Below are 24941 nucleotides of genomic sequence, written 5' to 3'. Positions count from 1 at the left end.
GGGCCGTGAACACGATCGTCTTTCCGTTAAAGCTGCGCATGCAGGGCGCGGTGGTCGCCGACCTGCAGGACGTGTTGCAACTGTGCCTGGAGCGCAGTGTCCTGTTGCCGGCGGATGACGCGGCGCGGCGGGAAATGTCGGAAGCACTCAAGCGCGAGCGCACCGTACAGACCTACGACAGCGTCACTGCCAAACTGGTGAGCCTCTTCCAGGACGGGCGCGGGCTGACGGCGAGTGGCGAAGTGGACGAGCCCGCCGCCAAGGCGTTCAACGAGCTACTCCAGCAATGGGGGATGTTCGGCGCAGCGGCCGCCGTCGGCGTTCACGTCGTCAGTGGCGAGGTCCGGCGCCAGGACGGCTTACTGCTCCAAGGCGTACAGATCCGCGCCCATCACGAGAGTGAACGCGGCGCTATTCTCCTTGGCGAAAACGCGACCGATGCGCAAGGCCGCTACACCATTCGCTACGAGCTGCTACCAGGCGTGGAGGGCACGAACCTGCGTGTCTCGGCCGTGGGCGACGATGGCGAGCTGCTGCAATCGTCCGAGGTGACGCGCAATGCGAAGCCCCTGGAGATTGTTGATCTCACCCTCGCCATCGATCGCAAGCCCGCGGCGCAGCGCCGGGTCGAAGGCCAGGTCATGCTGCAGCATGGCCTGCCCGCCGCCCATCTGAAATTGCGTCTGTACCGCCTCGACTTCGGCGGCACGGCGACCCTGCTGAACGAAACCACCACGCTCGCGGGCGGACACTACGCCTTTGCCTACGATGCCGCTGGCAAGGCCGCCAGTCTGCAGGTGCGCACCGTCAACGCGACGGGCGGAGAAATCCCACTGTCCCGACCGTTGAATGACCGCAGCGGCGAGTCGCGTGCCGGGTTGAACCTCGTCGCGCCGGGTACGCTGCAGCCTCTGGCGGCGGAATACGGCCGTCTGTCCGCCGACCTCACCGCTCACGTCGGGACGATGACGACGCTGGCCGGCGCGCGCGAGAACAACGACCGCCAGGACCTCACGGTGCTGAATCGCGCCACCGGCTGGGACGCTCGCCTGATCGCGCTCGCCGCCACGACCGAACGGCTCAGCGCGGATGCCGACGCGCAGTTGCCGCAGGAACCTCTGTACGGTCTGCTGCGCGCGGGGCTGCCTTCGGACAAGTTGACGCTGGCACAGGTGGATCCGGAGGTGGCCGAACAGGCACTCAAAGCCGTGCGCGACGCCGGCATCGTCGAGCTCAGCGACCCGCAGATCGCCGACTTCAAGTCCAAGTTTGCCGCATTCACCACCAAGGTTCGCCTGAACATTCCGGCGCCGGGCTCGCGCGCCACCTACGGCCAGCTGCTCGGCTCGTCGGGCCTGAGCCCGGAGGTGCAGGCCAAGTTCGCTCCTGTCTATCTCGGCCATCGCGGCACCGGCGCCGAACTCTGGGAGGAGGCGCGCAAGGCCGGACTCGACGGTGCACAGATCGGCACGCTGCAATTGCAGGGCAAGCTGGCCTTCCTCGCCGGCAACAGCGAGGGCATGACGAGGCGGCTGATGCAAAAGGGGATCGACGATCCCGCCGAACTTGTGGAGCAGGACTTTCACCACGCGGAGACATGGGTCGAGGAAGTGCTCGCGCATGTCGCGATTCCGTCCGCCCACCTCGGCAACCTGACGGACGCCGAGAAGCAGAAGCTCGATGCCGAGGTGCCGGCGCGGTATGTCGGCGAGAAGGTAGAAGACCGGCTGCGTGCCTACGCGGCGGACATGGCGCGCAAGCTGGACCGCAGTTATCCGACGCCGGTGGTGGAACGGCTGATCGAACAGAACGCCATCGAGCTGCCGGCATCCCGCGACGAGACTGCGACGCTCCTGAAGAACGCAGCCGTGCAGGGATTCAGGCTGGGCGAAACATCGGTGGACGGTTTTCTTAATACGCATGCCGGAGTGCATGCCGGGCTCACCGGCGCGGCGTTCGAATCGGCCAGGCAGCAGTTGAAAACGCTGCAGCGCGTCTATCAGATCACACCCAGTCACGACGCGATGCCCGTGCTCCTGGCGCTGCAGATGACCTCGGCCTACGACGTGACCGCGTATCCGGAGGCCGAATTCACCGCGCTCTTCGACGCCAAGTATTTCGAGCTTCACGGCAGGGATCCGGCCTCGGCGGAGGCGGGTCTCGTGTATCGCAAGGCTTGCCAGGTGGAAATCGTCACCTTCAACCTGTTCGCCATCGCGGGGAAGGTGGACAACGAGCCGGCCGTCGCCGGATTCTCGGCGCCGGTCGCGGTCCGCGAACAGGTGCGTGACGGACTCATCAAGCAGTTTCCGACCATGGAATCGCTGTTCGGGTCGATGGACTTCTGCGAATGCGAGCACTGCCGGTCAGTGCTGAGCCCGGCCGCCTACTTTGTGGACCTGATGCAGTTCGTCGATCCTGAAGCGCGCGAATGGGACAACTTCCTGGCGCGGTGGAAAACGTCGCACGGGGGGAGCCACTACCCGCATCCGAAGCCGTACGACGTGCTGATGGAGCGCCGCCCCGATCTGCCGCACATCGCGCTCACCTGCGAGAACACCCACACCGCACTGCCCTACATCGACATCGTCAATGAGATCCTCGAGTACTACGTCGCCAACGGGAAGCTCGAGGAACAAGCGGCACGCGACACCGGGGAAGCTACGACGGCGGAGCTGCTGGCCGAGCCGCAGAACGTGATCAGCGGTGCCTATGAAAAGCTGCGCGAGGCGCGCTATCCGCTCGCGCTGCCGTTCGATCTCTGGACCGACACCGTTCGCGAGTTCTGCGATCACTTCGAGACGCCGCTCGCGCGCGTCATGGAGGTGTTCCGGCCGAGCGACGATCTGTTCGCGCCCGCGCAGGCGTTCGACCGCTCCACCATTTTCATGGAGTCGCTCGGACTGTCCCCAGCGGAGGTGGCGGTCTTCACCAACCCCGATCCGCTCGACACATGGCATGAGTTGTATGGCTTCACGACAGCAGCCGAGGCGACGACCGAGGCGGTCGAGGGAGACACCGGCCAGCGCATCGACCTGCACTCGGCCAGGGCGCTGTGCCGGCGACTGGGAATCACCTACCAGGAGCTCGTGGCGATCATCCAGACGGGTTTCGTCAATCCGAAGATCGCGCAACTGGGCCTGCTCTACAAACTGGGGATCGGCATCCACGACGCCCGCGTCTATCTCGATCACCTGCCTCTCGTAACAGCGGACCCCGCGACGCTCGCGGCGGACGATCAGAAGCTGCAGTTGGAAGTTCAGGCCCTGCACGAGAAATTGGGGCCGGCGCAGGCCGCAGTCCAGGCCATTCCGTTCGATGCGGTCCTCGTGCTGGCCGATCCAAGTGCCGGCGGTAACTTCGACTTGACGACGGTGCGCTACGCCAACGGCGGGGCGGCCGATCCTTTGGCGTTCCTCAGGATCAACCTCTTCGTGCGCCTGTGGCGCACGCTGGGCTGGAGCATCGACGAAACCAGTCGCGCCCTGGAGGCGTTTGTGCCGGCGAGCGCGCCCTTCGAGGAAGCGCATCTCGGACAACAGCCGCTGAAGACGGCGTTGATCTACCTGGCCCACCTCAAGGCCCTGGAAGGGCAGCTCAACGTAGGCAAGCAGGGCCGCATCAAGCTTCTGACGTTGTGGACGAACCTCCCCACCACCGGCAAACAGCCGCTCTACGCGCAGCTCTTTCTCACCCGCGGCATGCTGAAGAGCGACGCGGTATTTGACGATCCGCTCGGCAATTACCTGTCGGGCGCGGTGCCCAAGCTCACGGATCACATCCCGGCGCTGCGCGGAGCCCTGGGCCTGACGCTCGACGAAGTCGGGCGTGTCCTGGAGGATGCCGGTGAGCAGGTCGACACTGCCGATCTGTCGCTGCCAACCGTGTCGCGGCTCTATCGGTACGGGTTGCTGGCCAAGGGGCTGAGGCTTTCGGTTCGCGAGCTGATCTCGCTCAAGCAGCTCTCCGGCCTCGACCCGTTTACTCCCCTGCATCCCGATCCGCTCGCAGACACTCCGGCGAGCAAGGCAATCGAGCTCGACCGCCCCTTCTCGCAAACGCTGCGGTTCGTGGAGGTGGCCCAGGATGTCAAGGACAGCGGGCTGACCATCGAAGATCTGGAGTACCTGCTGCGCCATCGCTTCGACGCGGCGGGCAAATACCGCCAGGACCCGGAAGCCATGCGCGCGCTCCTGAAGACAATGGCTGAGGGCATCCGCGCGATCCGCATCGATCCTACGATCCCCACCGACCCGCCCCCGGCGAGCCCCGACGAGTTACGGCAACGTCTGATCCGTCAGTTCGTCCTTCAGACGATAACGTCGTATGCCGGCGCGGAGGCGACACTGGTGGAGAGACTCCTCACCGACGCTGCCGTGCTGGGCGGTACGGTCCCGTTGCTGCAGACCGTGATCGGCGGCGCGGAAGCGGGACTTGGCGCGGGCTTCGATGAGGCGGAGCGCGCCGTGATGCTGTTGACCAAGGTGCTGCAATTGGCGGAGGCCCTGGGACTGAACGAGCGCGAATTGCGCTACCTGCTGACTCACGGCGACAGCTTGAGCGCATTGCCGACGCGGCCGGGCGATGACACGGTTGCCGGCGCCATGGCGCTGTTTGGAACGTTTCTGCGCCTGGCCGCCTACGCCCGGCTCGACCGCGAGCTTGGCGACGGCCCGGCCGACTTGATCGACATCTTCGAAGCCAGCGAAAGCACCGCCCCTGACGTGCTCGACACGAAGATCGTTCCGTTGATTGCCAGGCTCACTCGCCGCGACGAACCGACTGTCAAAGCGACGGCGCGGGCCCTCGCAGGCCCCAACGCCATCTCTGCCTTCGCGAGCGAGAGGCCCTTGCGGCGGCTGTGGCTGGCGTTGCAGGTGGTGCAGCGGTTCGGCGTGCCTGCGGCTTCGCTTCTGGAGTGGGCGCGCGTCGTGGTGTCCGCCGCGCCGGACGCGCCTCGCTTCGAGGTGGCGCGCGATGTCAAGGAAGCGATCAAGGCGCGCCTCGATTCGCAAGCTTGGCAACGCGTAGCCCAGCCGATGTTCGACCGGCTGCGGCGTCGCCAGCGCGACGCGCTCGTCGCCTTCGTCATGCACCAGCGGCGGTTCGCCAGCATGGAGCAGCTGTACGAGCACTTCCTCGTCGATCCGGGCATGGAGCCGGTGGTGCAGACGTCGCGCATCCGGCTGGCGATTGCCTCGCTGCAACTGTTCATCCAGCGCAGCCTGCTCAACATGGAGCCGAAGGTGCATCCCTCGGTCGTGAACGCCGGACAGTGGGAATGGATGAAGCGCTACCGCGTTTGGGAAGCGAACCGAAAGATCTTCCTGTTCCCCGAGAACTGGCTCGAGCCCGAGTTCCGCGACGACAAGACGCACCTATTCGCCGAGCTCGAGGGCGCACTGCTCGAAGGAGACATCTCGAACGATCTGGCCGAGGACGCGTTCCTGAATTATCTCAAGACGCTCGACGAACTGGCGCGGCTGGATATCGTGGCCATGCACATGGAGGACGGTGAACCGGCCGCGCGCACCCTGCACGTTATCGGCCGCACCTACGGCAAGCCGCACAAGCACTTCTATCGCCGTTACGCCCGCCAGATGTGGACGCCTTGGGAGCCGGTGAGCGCCGAGGTGGAAGGCGATCACCTGGTGCCGGTAGTCTGGCGCGACCGCCTCTACCTGTTCTGGGTGAAGTTCCTGGACAAGCCGGTCCGCGAACCGCAGTTCGGGGCGAGCAGCGGCAATCAGGCTCTGGGCCAGGCGAAGCTGTCGAGCATCATCAACGACGTCAGTGCCGCCGGGCGGCAAAAGCAGCTCGACGTGCAGCTGCATTGGAGCGAGTGCCTCGCCGGAGAGTGGAGCACGTCCGAATCGAGCGCGTTCGTACCTGTCACGACGGTGACGGTGGTGCCACCGCATTGGGAGCGCCGTCGAGTCGGCGACACCCGCCCCGCCACGGCCGAGGGGTATGTCTGGGTGGAAGCGACGCAGACGTCCGGTCCATTGCTGGTCTCGAGCCACTTCGACGTCAACTCCGTGTTCGTCCACGTCTCGAAAGAACCGTATGAAAACGGCGACGAGTGCGGCGTCTACATTCACCTCCGCGGAGGCGGTGTGAATCAGGCGTTCTATCTGGCAGGCCGGAATGCCGAGCCGGAGTCGGCGTTCTGCGGCGAGAAACCGTCCAATCCCTTGAGCAGCGCGAGCCGCGTGATGGCCAATCGCTATGGCGGCAGCGGCGCACTCAGCGTGGAGTTCAGACGACACATCACCACGGAGGACGGCCAGGCGCCCGTGGACACGGTGCAGGTGTCGGGCGTTCTGCAGAAGTGCGACGCCTATACGCTGCTGCCGTGCGACAGCGCTGCAACGCCGCTCATCACACCGGACCTGCCCGATGAGGACGCCGCGGTGCAAGCCGCGATCGAGCGCGGCCTGCCAGAGATCGCCGCACTGATGCGGCCGGTGTTCTACCAGGACAACTCGCACACGTTCTTCGTCGAGCCCAGCGTGACGGAGCGCACGATCGAAGAATGGCAGGATTGGGTCACGCCGACGCCGCAACCAGACCCGGGTTGGCACCACCCAGAATGGTGGCGAGACCTGACGGTGCTGGCGGAGATCCCTCGCGGCCCCGCGCCGGATCCCGGTGACCTCGGCGGCAGCCTTGGCATCGCCCCGGAGTCCGTCATTGGTCCCACGTTGCGTGCCGACTGGCTGGTGAACCCCGCGACGGCGCTCGAATTCGACGGCGTCCTGATCGGACCCGCGGGGCGGCCGGGTCTGGACATCGTCGCGGCGGGCGGTCAGGCGAACGCCGGTTCGCCGGTGGGCGTGCATCCCGCGAGCGGCCTTGCGTCGGGAAGCACGCTGGTGCTCTCGGGCGCCACGTCCCTCGAACGCAGCGGACTGACGCCGACGCCCGGCGGCCTGAACGTCGTGGGAGGCGGCGGCTTCAACGCCGGGCTGGCCCGCAATCTTGATGAAGCCACGCGCACCGGGTTGGGCGCGCGTATCGCGGGCATCGCCCGTCTGGAACGCTGACCCAAGGAGCACGTTGTGAAGCCACTAATCACTGCCGTCGCCGACCGCTTCCACGGCTTCCTGCTGGGAGATCTCACCGTCGTGCCGGGCCCTGCCGGCGCCACGACGGACACTCGCCACTTCATTGTCCAGGAGCGCGACGTCCGCTATCGCTTCCACCTGCATCAGCATCCGTACGTCCAGCAACTGATGCAGCGGCTGCTGCGCAGCGGCACGTCCGGACTGGAGGCCGCCGACACGCAGAACGCTGTCGATGGCGCCTCCTTCCCCGGCAGTATCGCCATCGCACTGGAGCCCAACGTCGCGCTGACGATTCCTGCCGGCTCGAGGATTGCCCTGCTCGCCACGGTGCAGGCCACGAGCGGCGGCAACCCGGTTGAACTGGCCGCGCAAATGGCGTTCGACACCGCGGGTGACGCGCCGGCCACCCTCGCTGACGGGATGAAGGCGACGATGGTCGAGGGGATGATTGGGACACCTTCAGCGGGCGAGCTGTTCGAGCCGACAGCCAACAGCAAGGCAATCGTAGCCGGCGATACGCCGATCACCTTGACAGCGGCGTCGCCGCTCACGCTGCATGACGGCACACTTGCCTCGCTGCCTGCGGGAACGCGCGTGCTGCTGACAGGTGGCACGCAGGTCGAGTTTCCGAGCGGCCTTCAGGTGCGGCTGCTCAGGAGCAAGATGCGTCCGCTGCTGTTCGCCGACTTCTTCGGTGCGGCGTACTTGCCGAGCGCCGCGCTCGTGCAGCCGCCGTATCCCGTCAAGGACCTCGACTTCAGCTCCGGCGGCGCGTACGCGGCGTACAACTGGGAGTTGTTTTTCCACGTCCCGATCACGATCGCGATCCACCTGAGCAAGAACCAGCGGTTTGCCGAGTCGCAGCGCTGGTTCCACTACGTGTTCGACCCGACCGACGACAGCGAGGGACCGACGCCCGCGCGCTTCTGGAAGGTGCGGCCGTTCCAGAGCACCGACGTTCAGAAGATCGAAGAGCTTCTCGTGAACCTTGCCACGGGCGCGGACGAAACCCTGCGTGCCGAGACCGTGCGCAGCATGGAGGCGTGGAAGGATCAGCCGTTCCGGCCGCACGTCATCGCCCGGTACCGGCAGCAAGCCTACATGCACAAGACGGTGATGGCCTATCTCGACAACCTGATCGCGTGGGGCGACTCGCTCTTCAGGCAGGACACGGGCGAGGCGATCGACGAAGCCATGATGGTGTACGTGTTGGCGGCCAACATCCTCGGCCCGCGTCCGCTGCCGGTGCCACGAAAAGGCGCAGTCCGCAGGCAGACCTACGCCAACCTGCGACAAGATCTGAGCCAGTTCGGCACCGTCCTGCGTGACGTCGAAGCGGACCTGCCGTTCGACCTGATGCCGTTCCCGGCTGATGACCGGGGCGATGACGACCGGCTGGCCACGCTGCGCAGCATGGGCAAGGCCCTCTATTTCTGCGTGCCGCGCAACGAGAAGCTGCTGAGCTATTGGGACACGGTCGCCGACCGTCTGTTCAAGATTCGCAACAGTCTCAACTTCCAGGGTGTGTTCCGTCAACTGGCGCTGTTCGAGCCGCCGATCGACCCCGCTCTGCTCGCACGCGCCGCCGCAGCGGGCCTGGATGTGGGAGCGATTGCCAGCGGGTTGAATCAACCATTGCCCCTCGTGCGCTTCCAACTCCTCGTCCAGAAGGCCGCCGACATCTGCCAGGAGGTGAAATCACTCGGAAGCAGCCTGCTGTCGGCGATGGAGAAGGAAGACGGTGAGGCCATGACCATCCTGCGCGCCCGGCACGAGCGCGCCGTGATGGATATGGTGGAGCAGGTGCGCTACGGTCAGCTGCAGGAGGCCATCAAAGCGAAAGAGAGCCTGCTGCAGACGTTCGCACTGGCCGTGCAGCGGTACAGCTACTACGAAGGCCAGCTCGGCAAGAAGGCCGATGAGATCGAGGCTGCGATCCCCGACTTGGAGGAACTGGATCATGACAGCCTGGCCAGGATGCGGTTCGCCATGAAGGAGCCGCAGGTCGCGCCGCGCGACATCGAGGTGGACATCGAGCAGGATCTCGGCAGTTCGGGCGGCAGAATCGTGAGCAGCTACGAGTCGAAGGAGCTGGAGAAATCCGGCTTCGCGCTGAACATTCACCGTGGCGCCAAACTCCTGCAACTGGCCGCACAGAGTCTCACCATGATCCCCGACACGAAGGTGCATGCCCACTACTGGGGCATCGGGGGCAGCATCGGCACGGGCGGCCAGAAGTTCGCCGCCGTGGCCAAGTTCGCCGCCGATTTCGGCTTCGCCATCTCCGAAGAGTTGACCATGCAGGCGAGCCAGTCCGCCAAGGTGGGTGCCTACGCCCGCCGCGAGCAGGAGTGGGCGTTCCAGAGCAATCTGGCCGCCGGCGAAATCAACCAGATTCGCAAGCAAATCCGCGGTGCCGAGATCCGTCAGGCCATCGCCGAGATGGAATTGAAGAACCATCGTCAACAGATGAAGCAGGCCGAAGAAATCGAGCGCTTCCTCAACGAAGAAGGCACCGAGAACAAGGGCAAGAAGACCAACAAGGCGCTGTACGTCTGGATGAAGCGCGAGGTGAAAGGGCTATACAGCCAGTGTTTCCAGTTCGCGTTCGATGTCGCCAAGAAAGCCGAGCGCGCCTTGCAGCACGAGCTCGGTCAGCCGGATCTCGGCTATCTCCAGTTCGGCTATCTCGCCGGCAAGGAAGGCCTGCTGGCTGGAGAGAAGCTGTATTTCGACATCAAGCGCATGGAGATGGCGTATCACGACCTCAACCAGCGCGAATACGAACTGACGCGGCACGTCAGCGTGCTGCAGATCAATCCGCTGGCCCTGCTGCAACTGCGCGCCTCGGGCAGTTGTACCGTGACCCTGCCGGAAACGTTGTTCGACATGGACGGACCTGGCCACTACTTCCGCCGCATCAGGACGGTATCGGTGAGTATCCCGTGCGTCACGGGTCCATACGCCAGCGTGAACTGCACGCTGACGTTGCTCAAGAGCAGCATCCGCAAGACGCCGAGCCTGGGCGCCGGGTCTTACCCGCGCGAGAATGCCGACGACGTGCGCTTCACCGACTTCTTCGGCAGCGTGCAATCGATCGTGACGAGCTCCGCGCAGAACGACGGTGGCCTGTTCGAGACCAATCTGCGCGACGAGCGCTACCTGCCGTTCGAGAACTCGGGCGTGGTCAGCGAATGGCGGCTGGACCTGCCGGCCAATCCCGGCAACGGCGAGGCGAGGCAATTCGACTACCAGACCATCAGCGACGTCATCCTCCATATCCGGTATACCGCGCGCGAAGGAGGGGCACAGATACGAAAGGCCGCCGTGGAGAACGTCACGGCCGCCATCGAGGGCGCGCAGGCGGCGGGGTCAGTGCGGCTCTTCTCCGTGCGCGACGAGTTCCCCACTGAGTGGGCAAGATTCCTGGGGCAGACGCCTGGCGCCAACCAGCGCTTCGAACTCGCGCTCAATCTGCGCGAGGAGCACTACCCGTTCTGGAGCCAGGGGCACTTGAAGACGGTGCTGCAAGTGGACCTCGTGGCCCGCAGCACGAAGGCCGTCGTTCCGGGCACCCTGGATGTGTTCGACAAGGGTGATCGCACTGACGCCACGATCAAGAAGGATGCGTTGGACCACGATGCAGCGATGGGGCAGCTGTTGGTCGGCAAGCTCACGGACATCGCCCTGCCCTCCAGCCCGGTCACGGAATTGAAGCTCTTCTTCGAGGACAAGGAGATCGGAGACTTGTGGATCGCGGTCACATGGGGCAAGTGACCCCCAGTGTGGAGCCCGCGAAACGCGGATATGGAGAACTGCCGCCGAATCGGGTCGCCGGGGGTTTTTTCTCCCCCGGCTCCCACAGCACCCCGCATGCGGGTCCGCACGGGGCGCTTCCGTCGGATTGGTAAGGACTTCATCACAATGGCCGAATCGCCCTTCAAAGCTGGTTACAACACGCCGCGCCACGTCCGTTTCACCCGGAATACGCAGCAGTGCATCCGTGCGCGGAGTGCGGCTCGCTCTTTGCGGAAGGTTCGGGCCTTCACCCTGTCCCGCCCATTACGGCGAGCGTTTGGCTACTACGCCCTCTGCTGACTTCTGTCCCCTCACGCACGACGTTGCCGCCGCACGCGCTGCCCGGATCACGGTAGGGTCCGGTGGCGTCTCCAGCGCTTTCGCGCTGGGCCTCAGTCCGGCTCCCATGGCGACCACTGCCGCTTAGGGTTCGATGGCGATTTCTGCCCTTTCGGACAGGACCTCAGTTTGACCCCCGTCGCGGCACGGACCGCTTGCAGGACCGATCTCCCCGGATAAGAACGTGAACCTTCAGTGCACACAACCGCCGCATTTACCCTATCCCCTGCACCTGGCGGTCTTCGTCACCTGGTGCTGACTCGCCCGGGGCCTGAGCCTTCTATGCGGTTTCTGTCCGTCGGCTCGCACCTTTGCGCTCGGGCTTCCTTCAGACAGCCCCTTGCGGGCCTGCCCCTGCCGTGGGCTAGTAGTTTTATCTGCCCTCACGGGCATACAGGCCCTCCTACAGGGGACTTTCACCCCACAAGTTCACGCCCATGCCGACCGTACACCTGTCATTCCACCAGACCTGCGCGAAAAGGCGCGCAGGCCGGTAAATTCAGGCGGTTGGGGTCTCTATCTAACTGGATTTCTCTCTTACTGATGGACTCCAGGCTGCCCAAATAGCCCAAACTGGGCGGAAACGAGGTGAAACATACGCCATCGAAGCCACGAATCGCAGGGGACGGTGCCAAAGCAGCCCATCATCCAGCAATTCTAAATTTGCCTACGCCGCGCGCCAGGACGGCGGGCGAGGGGTGGCTGGGCGGGCTCGAGGGCCTCGCGCATAAAGTTGAACAGGTGGTCCCAGGAGTCAAACGGCAGGTACTGGGCCAGGGCCCGGAGATGTTCGAAGAAGGTGCGTCGGGAGGGCAAGTGGCGGCGTACGGCCTGGTAGCGCTGATCGAGGCGATCGAGCACCGCACGGACCTCAACGCTAATCAAAACATACCCACTTGCGCTAGGAAAAACGGACCCACCTCGTGCGCAGGAGATGACTGCTCTTAGCGTTTGGTAAGGGGCGCAGTAGGGCCCCGGTCGCGGTCCGGTTCGCCAAGAAACCGGACCGCGACCGGCGGTGCGAGGGGGGGTAGGGTTTAGCGCGGGGCGGCGCTGTCGCCTGGCACCGCGGGGGCGCGCAAGGATGGTCCCGTGAGGCGCAAGGTAATGCAGTGATGCTGTCAGCGGTCGAGCAAGGCATCGACCAGGGGCTTATTGCGGAACAGGTCGTACCCCTGGTCGAAGTCGAGGTTGGTAGTGATGAGGGTACTCTTGCGGGCGTAGCGCTGTTCCAGCAGTTGGAAGAGGGCGTTGGCATGCTCGGGCTTGAGGTTCATGTACCCCAACTCGTCAATGGCCAGCACGTCATAGGCGGCCAGGCGTTTGAGCAGGCGAGTGGTGGAGTGATCGGCCAGCGCGGCATAGAGTTCGTCGATCAGGTCCTGGGCGTTGTAGAAGCGGCCACGGTAGCCGTTGACCAGGGCCTGGCGCAGCAGGCCGATGGCCAGTCCGGTCTTGCCGGTGCCGGGCGGGCCGATCAAGACCAGGTTCGCGGCCCGGTCAATGAATCCCAGACCGGCGAGGGCGCGGATGTGGGCAGCGTCCACCGTCGGCTGGCGTGCGAAGGGGAAGGTGTCCAGCGACCAGTCCCAGGGCCGGCGGGCCTGTTGCAGGCGATAGGCGCGGCTGCGCTCCTGGCGGTGCCGCGACGCCTCGCGCAGCAGGGCGAGTAACACCGCCGCTGGCGGATCGCCGCCCTGTTCGGCCCCATCGAGCACCCGGTCCAGGGTCTCGGCCATACCGGCGAAGTGCAGTTCGGCGAGCAAGGTGTGAATGGCCGCGCGCATCAGTCCCCCTCCGGGAGTTGGAAGAACGTCCCGCGCACCTGCTTGAGGATCAGCGACGCCCGGCGGGTCAGGTCATAGAGGCCATCGGCCAGGGCCTGGGCCACGGCGGCGAGGAAGGGCCTGATGGGATAGGTGCGTTGGAACTGCAACAGCCGCTTGAGCCGGGCCGCCCCACGTCCCGGGGCATGGGCCACCGCGCGGCCCTGAAAGTAGATCGCCACCGTCTCGAAGTACGGGTAGACCTCCACCGCCTTGCCGAGGAGTCGCTCGGGCACCGAATAGCGGTTGGTCTCCAGATGCACATAGCCCTCGGTGTCGACCACCCGAGGGGCGATCACACCCACCGCCGGCTGATGGGCCGGCAGCGGGTGCAGCGCCGGGCGCTCCTGCTCAAAGGCGGCCCGTGGGGCGGTGCCCAAGGAGCGCTTGACCTGCTGGTTGGCGACCGTCTCACACCAGGCGCGGGCCTGGACGTTGATGTCCGGCCAGTCGGCAAAGGAACGTCCGGGTAGGAAATGGTGCTCGACGTAGTGAAAAAATCGCTCGACGTGGGCCTTGCGGTCGGGATTGCCGATGGCATGGGGCTTAAATCGGACCCCAAAACGTGCCCCGAACTGCTCGATCTGGGCGGCGATCAGGGCCCCCGGCCCGCTGCCGGCGGCCACCAGGATGCGGGTATTGTCGATAGTACAGCGCGCGCAGGTGCCGCCGAGGAAGGTAACGGCCGCGTCGAGGAACACCTGGGCCTCGAAGCGGGTGAAGCGCGGGTAGTACGGGATGACGCTGAGGCGGCTAAAGCCCAGGATGCGCGCGGCGCACGGGGCGGTGAGCAAGATCCCACCGCTGCGCAAGCGATGGGGCGAGGTGTCGTGCGGCATCTCCTGGCCCGGGGCGAAGTCGTAATGACCGACCCGCGCCGGTGGCTCCTCACGCAGTTGCAGTTCGCGCACCCAGTAGGTCAGGGTGCTGTAGTGTTGAGCGGGGTGTCCGGCCTCTGCAAGGCTTGGATGAACAGCCGCGGCTGGGCCACCCTGCGCGCGCGGGCAGTGCGGTGAGCCTGCCCATAGTGGGCATACCAGGTGGCCAACTCCCGCGTGGACAAGGGCCCGTTGTGCCGGGTGGCGAGCAAGGACTCGGCATCGACGGCGTTGGCGCGCGCCAACGGCACGAACACCCGGCTCGCCGCCCAGGTCGAGAGCACGCCCTGGCGCAGCGCCTCCTGCAAGGGCTCGGACAACTGCGCGAGCAGCGCCAGACGCCGGCTGACCCAACTGGCGTCCTTGCCCAGGGCCGCGGCCAGGGCGCGCTGGCTCAGCCCCTCGGCCAGGGCCGCCGACAACATCCATGCCTGCTCGATGGGCGCGAAGGCGCGGCCCTGGTGGCGGGCCAACACCTGCGTCAGGGCCTCGCCGAGCGGGCCCTGCCACACCTCGACTTGGGCGGTGTCGCGGCCGAGGTGCCGCAGCGCCGCCCAGCGCGGGTAGCCGTCGACCAAAATCCAGCGAGGGCCCGCGGCCACAACCATCAGTGGCACCCGCTGGCCATCGGCGTCGATGGAGGCCATCAGCCGGCGGACCTGCTCGGGGCGCTGCACCCGGGTCTGGGCATAGGGGGCATCGAACTGATGCAGATCGAGCGCAATACCGTTCACGGGGGCGGCGTGCATGGCCGACACCCTAGCCCGAACATTCCCGCCAGGGCCATCGAGTCCTCTCTTTGCCATCCGCCGCCAGGGCCCCTAAACCGCGCCTACTCCGCTGAGTACAAACAGGTTTTCGCGGTTGACACGTCCACATTTGCAATCCGTCCCACGCCACGGCTCAACCCGGTAAGTGCCTGCCGGTAAACCGCTTTCAGACGTCCACGCGTCCTCTTTTGCAATCACTCCCAGCGCCTCACGGCGCCGAGCATTGCGCGCCCCCTGGGCCTCGCGGTTGCGCGCAACGGACTCGGGGTGACGTTCCCGCCAGGCCCGCCAATACTGCGGATGCGCCTGCGCCCAGGCCCACTGGGCGGCCTGGTCGTTGGCCCGGTAGTCCGAATCGGTGGCGCGCTTGCCGCGTTGCCAGACACGCTTGCGCGCCCGCTGGCACGCCGGCACGCCGGCTGCGAACCGTAAGTCTGGGTTGGGTTCTGGGGGCGCGGCTGAAACGGCTGGCCGCAGCAGCAACAGCCGGGCGCGTGGCTCATCTTTCCCACCCATCAGCGGAGTGCCGCGCGGTGGAAGTGTGCCCCGATGCCCCAGGGTGGGGGGTGGGGGTGGGGACTTTTTCGTTAGCGCAGACCCCTACGCACCAGGGGGTGGGTCTGATTTCTTAGCAGAAGGTGGGTCAATTCGGGTTAGCGTTGAGGCAAGCGTGGTCTTGATGTTGCGCAGGTCCAGTTCAATGTTCCAGCGGCTACGATATAGGACCTTGAGGAGGCCCTTGGGGTACGCTTTCGGACACAAAAAGGGGCGTTGGTGCATAAAGAAATAGCAGGGCAGGATTCCCCCACCCCATTTTTTCAGGACGCAGTGACCCCAACCCGGACCGAGATCGGCATCCCCAGGTAGGTCATTTTGTTCATGGCCACAATCCGCGCCTGGACCTCGTTCAGCTGGGCGTCAAAAATGCGTGAGGCCACTCCCGCCCCGAAGAGCTGTTTGAGGCGGTACATGGCGTTTTCGGCGATACTGCGATGGTGGTAGGCCGTGTCTTTCTTCCACTGCGCCAGTCCCTTCTCCTGGATTGCGGCGAGTGCCTGCGCGCGCGGGTGATCGGCGTCCCAGGCCACCGCGTTTTCCCGGGGCGGAACCACCAGTATCGCCTCGCGTTGTGCGGCCACATCATAGGCTTCGCGGGTATCGTAGGCTCCATCGGCATCGATCTGTTCGATGGCCCCCTCGATCTGATCCACCAGATCCCCAAAGACCTCGCCATCCGTCCAGGCCGCCGTCGTCACTTCCACGCCAATGACCTCCTTGGCGTGGGCATCGACGGCCAGATGGACCTTGAGCCAGGTGCGCCGCTTCCCGGCACCGTGTTGGCGCACTTTCCATTCCCCCTCGCCAAACACCTTCAGTCCCGTCGAGTCCACCACCACATGGATCGGCCCCGTGCGCTCCTGGCGGGGGATTTGAACCGTCAAGGTCTTCACCCGACGCGACAAGTGCGTGTGATCCGGGATCGGTAGATCCAACCCCATCAGGCGCATCAGGGAACGTCCCAACCCTTCCAGCGAGCGATACGGCAAGTGGAACAGGTGCTTCAAGACCAGCAACGTTTGGATGGACCCGTCCGAGTAGCGCCAAGGGGCACCCCGCTTGCCCGTGGGCTCAGGCGTCCAGCGCTGGGTGATCGCCTCCTGGTCGAACCAGAAGGTGAGGTCTCCGCGCGCCACCAGTGCCCGGTCGTACTCTGGCCAGTTGGTGATCCGATAGGTCGCCTGCTTGGTGGCGGGAGCCGCGCTGGTCTGGTCCGTGGATGGCATGTTTGGGGCTTGCTGAAAGGTGAAACGATGGTCAGCTTAGCAGGAATCGGCGGATTTATGCACCAACGCCACAAAAAGGTGGTGACCATGATCTTGCCGCCCGCCTGAAACTCGCGCACGTTCAACGAGGCGGGAGCACGGTCGTAGTCGGTTTGGCTCATCCACGGTGGCTGCTTGGGCTTGGGCAGGATGATGAGATGGTCACGCACACCCAAAATCTGGCCGCGCCGAACGTCGGTGCTGCGCTTGCGCGCACCGTCCTGCTCAAACACCCCGTCGACGCCGCGGGCAACCAGGTCGCAGAGGAGAAAGTACGTTGAGTAATAAGCATCTGCGAGCAGGATATCATCACGTTTGAGGGTGTCGAGCAGGGTGCGCAAGAGCGCCTGCTCGTCACTGCCCTTGCCCTGGCAGGGACCGGTCGCCGCGTCCAGCAGGGCCCCGGTTGCCAGGCACAGCAGGGCCACCAAGCGCATGATGGGAAAGCCCAATCCCGCCTTCTGACTCGTCGGTTACGGATACTTGGCTTGATGGTCTTCGGTGTCGGCTAAGGTGACCGTGGCGCCGTCGACTAAGCGCACCGGACGTCCCTGCCACTGCCACCAGAGCGCCGCGTCCCCCGCCACCATCGCCCCGGTGTCCCGCACCAGGGTCGAAATCATCGGTAACGGCAACCGGGCGCGCGCCTGGCAATAGCCGCTGGTGTTGGCGCTGTGGGCCGGGAGTCCCGCGATCAATCGCTTAACCGCCGCCTCGTCCACCACTTGGCGACAACTGCCGTCCGCCGAGAGGGCCTGAGTCATGAACATCGCCAGTGTCTCGGTCGGCGGAAACATCCGCTCGCGAGGCTCCGGCAGCAACCCCGCCACGCGATCGAGGAGCTGCGGGCCAGTGAGCAGGCTAAAAAAGCCCTGAGCGTTGGTGTTGTCGGCGTGATCAAGGACGCACTGACGTTGCCGCGTGGCGGCGCGCTGGTTAGGATGCATGAGGGTTGGCTCGCCTGGCTGGCGCTGTGGGTTTGGCAACTTTCAGCCTACCACTCTTGCCAGCTAACCCCCTATTTTTTCCGCGGGTTGCGCTTAACTTAGCGCCATTCGGGTCAGAGAGGGCTCTCCCAAGGAATAGAAGAGAAAGGTGGTCTGGGGTTTATCCACGAAATCATGGGCGACAATGTTGGCGAGTTCGAGGGATTCAGTCACGCTCCAAGGGGAGACGTTGTAGAGGATGGCGTCGTTGACGGCGTTGATCTCGGGTCCGTAATGGATACCCGGGATCGTATTGACCACCTCCAGGGCATTGTTGGCGCGCCAGCGGGTCTGAATCTCATAGCCATCGTTCCCTGACCAGTAGTAGCCGGGAAAGGGGTCCAGGAAGATACGCAGACCCCACCCAGAAGGACCCCGGCGAAATAGTCCTTCTTCACCACCACCTTGTTGCCGGGAAACAGGAAACCATCCGGTTCCTGGAAGATATCCGGGACCATCTGGCTTGGGCGTACAGGGCCCCCAAGCCCAACAAAACCCTTAATAGAAGGGACACAAAACCCTGGCTCCCCGCTATCTTTGTTACTCTAGCCCATCAAGGAACTGCTGGAGATAAATCCTCATCCCTAAGGCCCTGGAGGCGCGACATAGGGATGGGACGAGCAAATCCTGGCCAGGGTAATTCCCCCAATCACCCCGCCCGGCCCCTTGACCCGGATCAAGGTTAGCGCCGGCCCGGGCGATAGGCTGTCCGTCACACTTCCAGATATGAGCGAGGACCCCATCTTGTCCGCAATTCCCCTGCCCCCCCCTGGCAAGCGATCGAGCCTCCTGGCCCTCGGCTTTCGGCCCTTCTTCCTCGCCGCCGCGGCCCTGGCCCTACTGGCCATGGCCATCTGGCTCGCACGCCTATGGGGTCTGCTGCCGGGAGATACCTATCTCGGCGGCACGGCCTGGCACGCCCACGAGATGCTCTTTGGCTATGTCGGGGCCGTCATCGCGGGCTTTCTGCTGACGGCGGCGCGCAACTGGACCGGGATCGACACCCCCACCGGGGGGCGTCTCGGCGCCCTGGTGCTGCTGTGGCTGGCGGCCCGGCTCGGACCCTTGTTGCCCCTGCCACCCACCCTGATCGCGATCCTTGATCTGGCCTTTTTCCCGGCCCTGGCCCTGGTCCTGATCCCGCCGCTCTGGCAGGGGAAGAACAAGATCAACCGGGTCTTTCTTGCCCTACTGGCCGGCATGACCCTGGCCAATCTGCTGGTGCACGCCCAAGCCCTGGGCCTGCTGGCCAATTCGGCGAGTCGTGGGTCACGCCTCATGCTCGATCTGACCCTGCTGATCCTCCTGATCGTCGCGGGTCGCATCATGCCCTTTTTCACTCAGAGCGCGCTCCCGGGCAACCAACCCGTCAACCGGCCCTGGGTGGAAGGCGCCTCTTTCGCCGTTGCCACCGCCCTGGCCCTGGTCAACCTGCTGACGACGGTGCCCGCCCTCGCCGCCATCCCCCTCCTGGCCCTGGCGGCGCTGCAGGCCATCCGCCTCGCCGGCTGGTATGACGGCCGCGCCTGGCGTAATCCCATGCTGGCGGTCCTCTACGCCGGCTACCTCTGGATGATAGCCGGCCTGGCCCTGGATGGGCTGTCCGCACTGGGCCTCCTGCCCCCCTTCCCCGCCCTGCACGCCCTGACAACTGGGGCCATTGGCGTCTTTACCTTTGGCATGGTCACCCGGGTGACCCTGGGGCATACCGGCCGCGACATGCGGGCCTCGCCGGCCACCATCGCCGCCTTCCTGGCGATCAATCTCGCCGCCCTGACGCGGGTGGTCCCCGCCCTGCTCTGGCCCAGCCAGTATTCCCTCTGGCTGGGGCTATCGGGTGGACTCTGGATCCTGGCCTTCGGGATCTTCCTTTGGGTTTACGGGCCCATGCTGATAGGGCCGCGGGCGGATGGCCGGCCGGGTTAAGGGCCCTTTCTCCGCCTGCCCTCGGGCTTGCCGGCCCCCGATCATGCCTTTGCGAAACCCGGGGGGACTGTAATACTTGATTTAGGTCGAGGCTGGGCCCTACTCGGTTCTATAAATTTTTTTAATCGGCAATGGCCACCCGATTGACGCGCTGTTCCGCCAGCGCATCCCCGGAAACGAACAAAGGAGGTGGTCATGATCCAGGAACTACGCCGGGCGCTATTGCTGTCCCGCTTGTCCGATGAACAACTGACGCGGGTGGCGCGCCACGCCATTCCTGTCCGACTGGACGAGGGTCAGATGCTCTTCCGCCAGGGCGATGCCGCCGAACGCTTCTACCTGGTAATCTCCGGCCGCCTGCGGCTATTCCGCCTGTCCGCGGAGGGGGCCGAGAAGGTCATCGAGATTGCAGCGCCCGGCGAGACCTTCGCCGAGGCCCTGATGTTCCTGGACGCCCCCCGCTATCCGGTCTGCGCGGCGGCCCTGGGCCCGGTTGAGTTAATCAGCATGGATACCCGGGACTTCACGCGCATGTTGCGGGAGTCCTTCGATACCTGTTTCATCCTGCTCGGGGTTCTGAGCCAGCGCCTGCGCGGCCTGGTGCGGGAGATTGATAATCTGACCCTGCATTCCGCCACCAGCCGCTTCGCCTGTTATCTGCTCGCCAAGTGTCCGGGGGATGGCCGGATCCTGAACCTGAACGCCCGCAAGGGCGTCATCGCCTCGCGCCTCTCCATCAAACCCGAGACCTTCTCCCGCATCGAAAAGGACCTGAGTGAGCGCGGCATCATCCGTGTTCAGGGTCGGCATGTCAGTATCCTGGACCCGAGTGCCCTGGAGAAGATTGCCGCCTTGGGAGATCTGGGGGAACCCGCCTACTTGCCCCGCATGCCGGTCCTCCCCTGTTAACCTGGGGCGATTCGCATCCATCCCCCCAAGGCAGGACCGAGGCGGAGCCACCACCCGCATACGTTCAAGGGCGGCATAAGGCTGCTGCTCGCCCTGCCAGCCCGCACAGGTGCTGCTCACCCTCATGCCAGCCACCGGGCCTTTCCCCAGGCCGATTGAGCAACCTTGCCGAAAATCATAAGGGTTAATCGGGTACCCGCCCTTCGCTAGGGACCACTCCTGCCCTCTTCCTCCCTCCTGTCCCAACCTACGAGTAGAATGACGCCATGGAAGACATCTCCCACATTCTCGACCCCCTAAACGATGCCCAGCGCGTGGCCGTCACTGCTGCCGGCGGCAATCGCTTGGTGTTGGCCGGCGCCGGCAGCGGCAAGACCCGGGTGCTAGTGCATCGCATCGCCTGGCTCATCCAGGTCGAGCATCTGGCGCCCTGGTCCCTCCTGGCGGTGACCTTTACTAACAAGGCGGCCCGGGAGATGCGGACTCGCATCGAGGAGATCCTCCAACAGCCCATCGGTGGCATGTGGGTCGGCACCTTTCATGGCCTGGCCCACCGCTTTCTGCGCGCCCACTGGCAGGATGCCAGGCTGCCCCAGCATTTCCAGATCCTCGACAGCGACGACCAACTGAGGCTGGTCAAACGCCTGCTCAAGGAGCTGCAGCTTGACGAGTCCCGCTACCCGCCCCGCCAGGTGGTGGGCTTCATCAACCGGGAAAAGGATGAGGGCCGCCGCCCGGAGCACCTGGACGACGGCGGCGACTTCTACCAGCGCAAGCTCATCGAGGTCTATCGCGAGTACCAGGCGTCCTGCGAGCGCGCCGGCCAGGTCGATTTCGCCGACCTGCTGCTGCGCACCCATGAACTGCTGCGGGACCGCCCGGACATCCGCCACCACTACCAGGAGCGCTTCGCCCACATCCTGGTGGATGAGTTCCAGGATACCAATGCCATCCAGTACGCCTGGCTTCGCCTGCTGGCCGGGGACCGGGACACTCTCTTCCTGGTGGGCGACGATGATCAGTCCATCTATGGCTGGCGCGGGGCCCGGGTGGAGAACATCCAGAGCTTCCAGCGCGACTATCCCAACACCCAGGTGGTGCGTCTGGAACAGAATTATCGTTCCACCGGCAATATCCTTCAGGCGGCAAATGCCCTGATTGCGCATAACCCCATGCGGCTGGGTAAGAATCTCTGGACCCAGGATGCCGAGGGCGAGCCCATTCTGCGTTACGCCGCCTTCAACGAGGTGGACGAGGCCCGCTTCGTGGTCGATCGCATTCACGGCTTTGTCACGGACGAGGGCTACCGCCGCGCGGAGTGCGCCATCCTCTATCGCACCACGGCCCAGTCGCGGCTCTTCGAGGAGGCCCTGATCCAGGCCCAGATTCCCTACCGGGTCTATGGCGGCCTGCGCTTCTTCGAACGCGCCGAGATCAAGGACGCCATGGCCTACCTGCGCCTGGTCGCCAACCCCGACGACGACACCGCCTTCGAGCGGGCCGTTAACACCCCGATGCGCGGCATCGGCCCCCGCACCCTGGAGAACCTGCGGGAACAGGCCCGGGAGACGCGGGTCTCGCTCTGGCGGGCCGCGCGGGATCTGATGGCTTCCGGCACCCTCCCCCCCCGTGCCGCTGGGGCCATCGGCCAGTTCCTGGGTCTGATCGATCGCCTCCGTCTCGCGGTCCCGGATCTCAACCTGGAGGGCCTCACCAACGACGTGATTGCCACCACCGGCCTGGAGGAGCACTACCGCAAGGAGAAAGACGGCAAGGGCCAGGATCGCATCGAGAACCTGGGGCAGTTGGTCGAGACCGCCGGGCGCTTCCGCCATGAACTGGGGGACGGCGCGGTGGAGGGCGAGCAGGATGCCCTGGTCGCCTTCCTGGCCCATGCGACCCTGGAGTCCGGGGATGCCCAGGCCGATGAGTTCGAGGATGGTGTCCAGCTCATGACCCTGCATAGCGCCAAGGGCCTGGAGTTCCCGATCGTCTTCCTAGTCGGCATCGAGGAGGGCCTCTTCCCCCATAGTCTGTCGGCCAACGACCCGAACCGCCTGGAAGAGGAGCGACGCCTCTGCTATGTCGGCATGACTCGGGCCATGCACCAGCTTTTTGTCAGTCACGCGGAGAGCCGCCGCTTCCGGGGTAGCGAGGATCGCCCCTTCCCTTCCCGCTTCCTGCGCGAGATCCCGGCGGAACTGGTACGTGAGGTGCGGGCTGGGGGCCTGTCGCGGTCCTCGGCCTGGGGCTCATCCTTCTCCCCAGCAACCGGCGCTCGGCAGGCTGGCGCCTCCTGGTCCGCCGGCGTCCCGGAAACCGGCAAGGGAGGCGGCTTTAATCTTGGCCAGGGGGTCCGGCATCCCAAATTCGGCGAGGGCGTGGTGCTCAACAGCGAGGGCCTCGGTGCCGCCGCGCGGATTCAGGTCAAGTTCCAAGGTGAGGGTACCAAGTGGTTAGTCCTCGCCTACGCCAAGCTGGAGCCCTTGGGATGAGGCCTCCGAAGCCCCAGACCGGTTGGCGCGGGTTGCGCCGCGCCTTCTCTCATTGGCCGGCCCTGGCGTGAAGGGTCCCGCGCCCCAACCCACCCGCAAAGCAGGCGGCGCCCATTAACCCCATTCCAGGCGGCGAACACCCGAGTTCAGCCCCCAGCCTTTACATCCACATCCCCTGGTGCGTTCGCAAGTGCCCCTATTGCGACTTCAACTCCCACGCCGCCGGCAAGTCCATCCCCGAGGAGGCCTATGTGGCGGCCCTGCTCGGCGATCTCGATCGGGATCTGGCGGGGCGGGCTCAGACCTTACCGCCGCTGGTTGCGCTCTTCATCGGCGGTGGCACCCCCAGCCTCTTCTCCGGGGCCGCCATTGCCCGGCTGCTGGAGGGCATTCGCCAGCGCCTGCCCCTGGACAGGGCAACCGAAATCACCCTGGAGGCCAATCCGGGCACGGCGGACGTCGCCAACTTCGCCGCCTATCGCGAAGCTGGGGTCAACCGCCTGTCCCTGGGGGTGCAAAGCCTGAGCGCGGACCGGCTGCGCGACCTGGGTCGCATCCATGGCCCGGACGAGGCCCGCCGCGCCTTCCAGCTCGCGCGTCAGGCGGGGTTTGACAACATCAACCTGGACCTGATGTTCGGCCTGCCCCACCAGAATCTACCTCAAGCCCGGGAAGACCTGGCCCTGGCCCTGGCCCTAGAGCCCGAGCACCTCTCCTACTACCAGCTCACCCTGGAACCCAACACCCCCTTTTATGCCACCCCACCGCCCCTGCCCGAGGATGACCTGGGCGCGGACATGCAGCTCCAGGGCCTGGAGTTACTCTCGGCCAGCGGCTTTGCCCAGTACGAGGTATCGGCCCATGCCCGCAGCGGGCGCCAGTGCCGGCATAACCTTAACTACTGGACCTTCGGCGACTATATCGGCATCGGCGCCGGTGCCCATGCTAAACGCCGTGACCCGATAACCGGTCTGACCTGGCGCCAGGCCAAGCCCCGGCAACCCGTCGCCTACCTCAAGGCCCTGACGGGCCCCGATCCGTTGGGTTCACGCTGGCAGCTCAAGGATGAGGACCTTGTCCTGGAGTTCGCTATGAACGCCCTGCGGCTGACCGGGGGTTTCGATCGCCAGCTCTTTTCTCAAAGCACTGGGCTGGATCTGGAACGGCTGGGGGCTCCACTGGCCAGCGCCGCAGAGGCCGGGCTGCTGGAGATCCGTGGCTCTTGGGTCCGTCCCACAGACCGGGGTCGCTGGTTCCTTAATGACCTTCTTGGGCACTTCATGCCGGATTAGGCCCTCTTGGGTGACAGGCAGCCCTGTCACCCGCACGCCATCTCAAAAGGCTGACTGTTAGTCACTCACGGGAAGGTAGGCGTTTGGCCCCCCTCTGCCCAGCCCCCCCACCAGGGGGGATGGAGCCGGATAAAACAATCTGTTGCCGATACTCGTGGCGGGATGAGGGGTCGGAACGGTTGGCGGAAACAGGCGTCAGGCCAGATCGGCCGTCAGGGAGTCGCGCGTGGCGGGGGACGCCTCGACGCGGTAACCGTAGTGGGGATGGTCGCTGCCCAGGGCTAGACCGGCACCACCCTTGAGGGCGGCGGCCATGGCATCGGTCAGTTCGAAGCGGAGAAAGTGGACCGAGGAGGTCTTGGAGGCGTCTTCACGCTCCAGGTCCTCGTCGGCGATGGCGTACCGGGGCTCATGGCCGGCGACCTGGACCCAGACCCGATCCTCGATGCCAATCAGCTTGGCCAAGGCCTCCTTACGCTCCTCGCTATCGGCAAACTCGACCATGAAGGTCGCCTTCAGGTTGCGGCCATCCGGAACCAGGGGATTGTAGGCGTCCAACTCTTCCCGAATGCCGTCCTCCTCGAAGATCCGCTCGATGCGCAGCATCTCCTGAATCTGATACTGGATGGTCAGGCGGTCCTCAAAATAGAGGGTGGCGTTGGGACCGATAGGCACCTTGCGGTCGCGCTTATGCGCCATCACCCGGGCGCGGAATTCATTGCGAACTTTGGCATATTGCTCAGTGCTGTAGAGATCGGCGGGCGTCAAGTGGCTCATGCTGATGGGTACCTCGTTAAGCAATGCGAAGGTAGAGCGGGCGGGGCGGCGGTCG

At 65.2% G+C, this 24941-nt stretch carries 14 protein-coding genes; 6 read left to right on the top strand and 8 right to left on the bottom strand.

All coding sequences use genetic code 11. The features are described 5' to 3' along the window. Positions 1–5 precede the first annotated feature (5 nt). On the top strand, positions 6–7046 hold the full coding sequence (locus tag IPN92_15035) for a hypothetical protein (protein MBK8639513.1): 7041 nt from the start codon (positions 6–8) through the stop codon (positions 7044–7046). A gap of 453 nt (positions 7047–7499) precedes the next feature. Beyond that, a complete protein-coding gene (locus IPN92_15030; GenBank protein MBK8639512.1) occupies positions 7500–10844 on the top strand; it encodes an insecticidal toxin protein in 3345 nt (1114 codons plus the stop codon). Between the two features lie 1017 nt (positions 10845–11861). Here IPN92_15030 and IPN92_15025 read toward each other — a convergent pair. The 7 genes from IPN92_15025 to IPN92_14995 all read right to left on the bottom strand — a co-directional run bounded on the left by IPN92_15025 (position 11862) and on the right by IPN92_14995 (position 17748). Continuing rightward, positions 11862–12065 carry a hypothetical protein gene (locus IPN92_15025; protein ID MBK8639511.1) on the bottom strand — a complete coding sequence of 68 codons (204 nt, stop codon included), beginning with the start codon at positions 12063–12065 and terminating at the stop codon, positions 11862–11864. 260 nt (positions 12066–12325) lie between these two features. Then, positions 12326–12991, bottom strand: coding sequence for an ATP-binding protein (locus IPN92_15020; protein ID MBK8639510.1), 666 nt, complete (start codon positions 12989–12991; stop codon positions 12326–12328). After that, entirely contained in the window at positions 12991–13941 is a 951-nt protein-coding gene (locus tag IPN92_15015) for a DDE-type integrase/transposase/recombinase (GenBank protein ID MBK8639509.1), read from the bottom strand. Before IPN92_15015 ends, IPN92_15020 begins: the two co-directional genes overlap by 1 nt. Positions 13942–13949: 8 nt before the next feature. After that, positions 13950–14657: a ParB/RepB/Spo0J family partition protein gene (locus IPN92_15010; GenBank protein MBK8639508.1), complete on the bottom strand. Its 708-nt coding sequence runs from the start codon at positions 14655–14657 to the stop codon at positions 13950–13952. An 839-nt stretch (positions 14658–15496) separates the two neighbouring features. Beyond that, on the bottom strand, positions 15497–16462 hold the full coding sequence (locus IPN92_15005; protein MBK8639507.1) for an IS5 family transposase: 966 nt from the start codon (positions 16460–16462) through the stop codon (positions 15497–15499). A 512-nt stretch (positions 16463–16974) separates the two neighbouring features. Continuing rightward, positions 16975–17448 carry a hypothetical protein gene (locus IPN92_15000; GenBank protein MBK8639506.1) on the bottom strand — a complete coding sequence of 158 codons (474 nt, stop codon included), beginning with the start codon at positions 17446–17448 and terminating at the stop codon, positions 16975–16977. 93 nt (positions 17449–17541) lie between these two features. After that, positions 17542–17748: a hypothetical protein gene (locus IPN92_14995; GenBank protein ID MBK8639505.1), complete on the bottom strand. Its 207-nt coding sequence runs from the start codon at positions 17746–17748 to the stop codon at positions 17542–17544. 465 nt (positions 17749–18213) lie between these two features. Between IPN92_14995 and IPN92_14990 the strand changes: the two genes are divergently transcribed. The 4 genes from IPN92_14990 (at position 18214) to hemW (ending at position 24109) form a co-directional block, all read left to right on the top strand. Then, complete coding sequence (locus tag IPN92_14990; GenBank protein MBK8639504.1) at positions 18214–19413, top strand: NnrS family protein; 1200 nt, start codon at positions 18214–18216, stop codon at positions 19411–19413. A 195-nt stretch (positions 19414–19608) separates the two neighbouring features. Further along, positions 19609–20322, top strand: coding sequence for a Crp/Fnr family transcriptional regulator (locus IPN92_14985; GenBank protein ID MBK8639503.1), 714 nt, complete (start codon positions 19609–19611; stop codon positions 20320–20322). Between the two features lie 266 nt (positions 20323–20588). Further along, positions 20589–22817: a DNA helicase II gene (gene uvrD, locus IPN92_14980; GenBank protein MBK8639502.1), complete on the top strand. Its 2229-nt coding sequence runs from the start codon at positions 20589–20591 to the stop codon at positions 22815–22817. Between the two features lie 122 nt (positions 22818–22939). Then, entirely contained in the window at positions 22940–24109 is a 1170-nt protein-coding gene (hemW, locus tag IPN92_14975; protein MBK8639501.1) for a radical SAM family heme chaperone HemW, read from the top strand. 195 nt (positions 24110–24304) lie between these two features. Here the strand turns inward: hemW and IPN92_14970 are convergent, their stop codons facing one another. Then, a complete protein-coding gene (locus IPN92_14970; protein MBK8639500.1) occupies positions 24305–24886 on the bottom strand; it encodes a DUF3501 family protein in 582 nt (193 codons plus the stop codon). Positions 24887–24941: the final 55 nt, after the last annotated feature.

The sequence above is a fragment of the Chromatiaceae bacterium genome, from assembly GCA_016714645.1.
GTDB lineage: Bacteria > Pseudomonadota > Gammaproteobacteria > Chromatiales > Chromatiaceae > M0108.
Note: the sequence above shows the minus strand (reverse complement) of the source record. Positions and strands in the feature narration are given on the sequence as shown.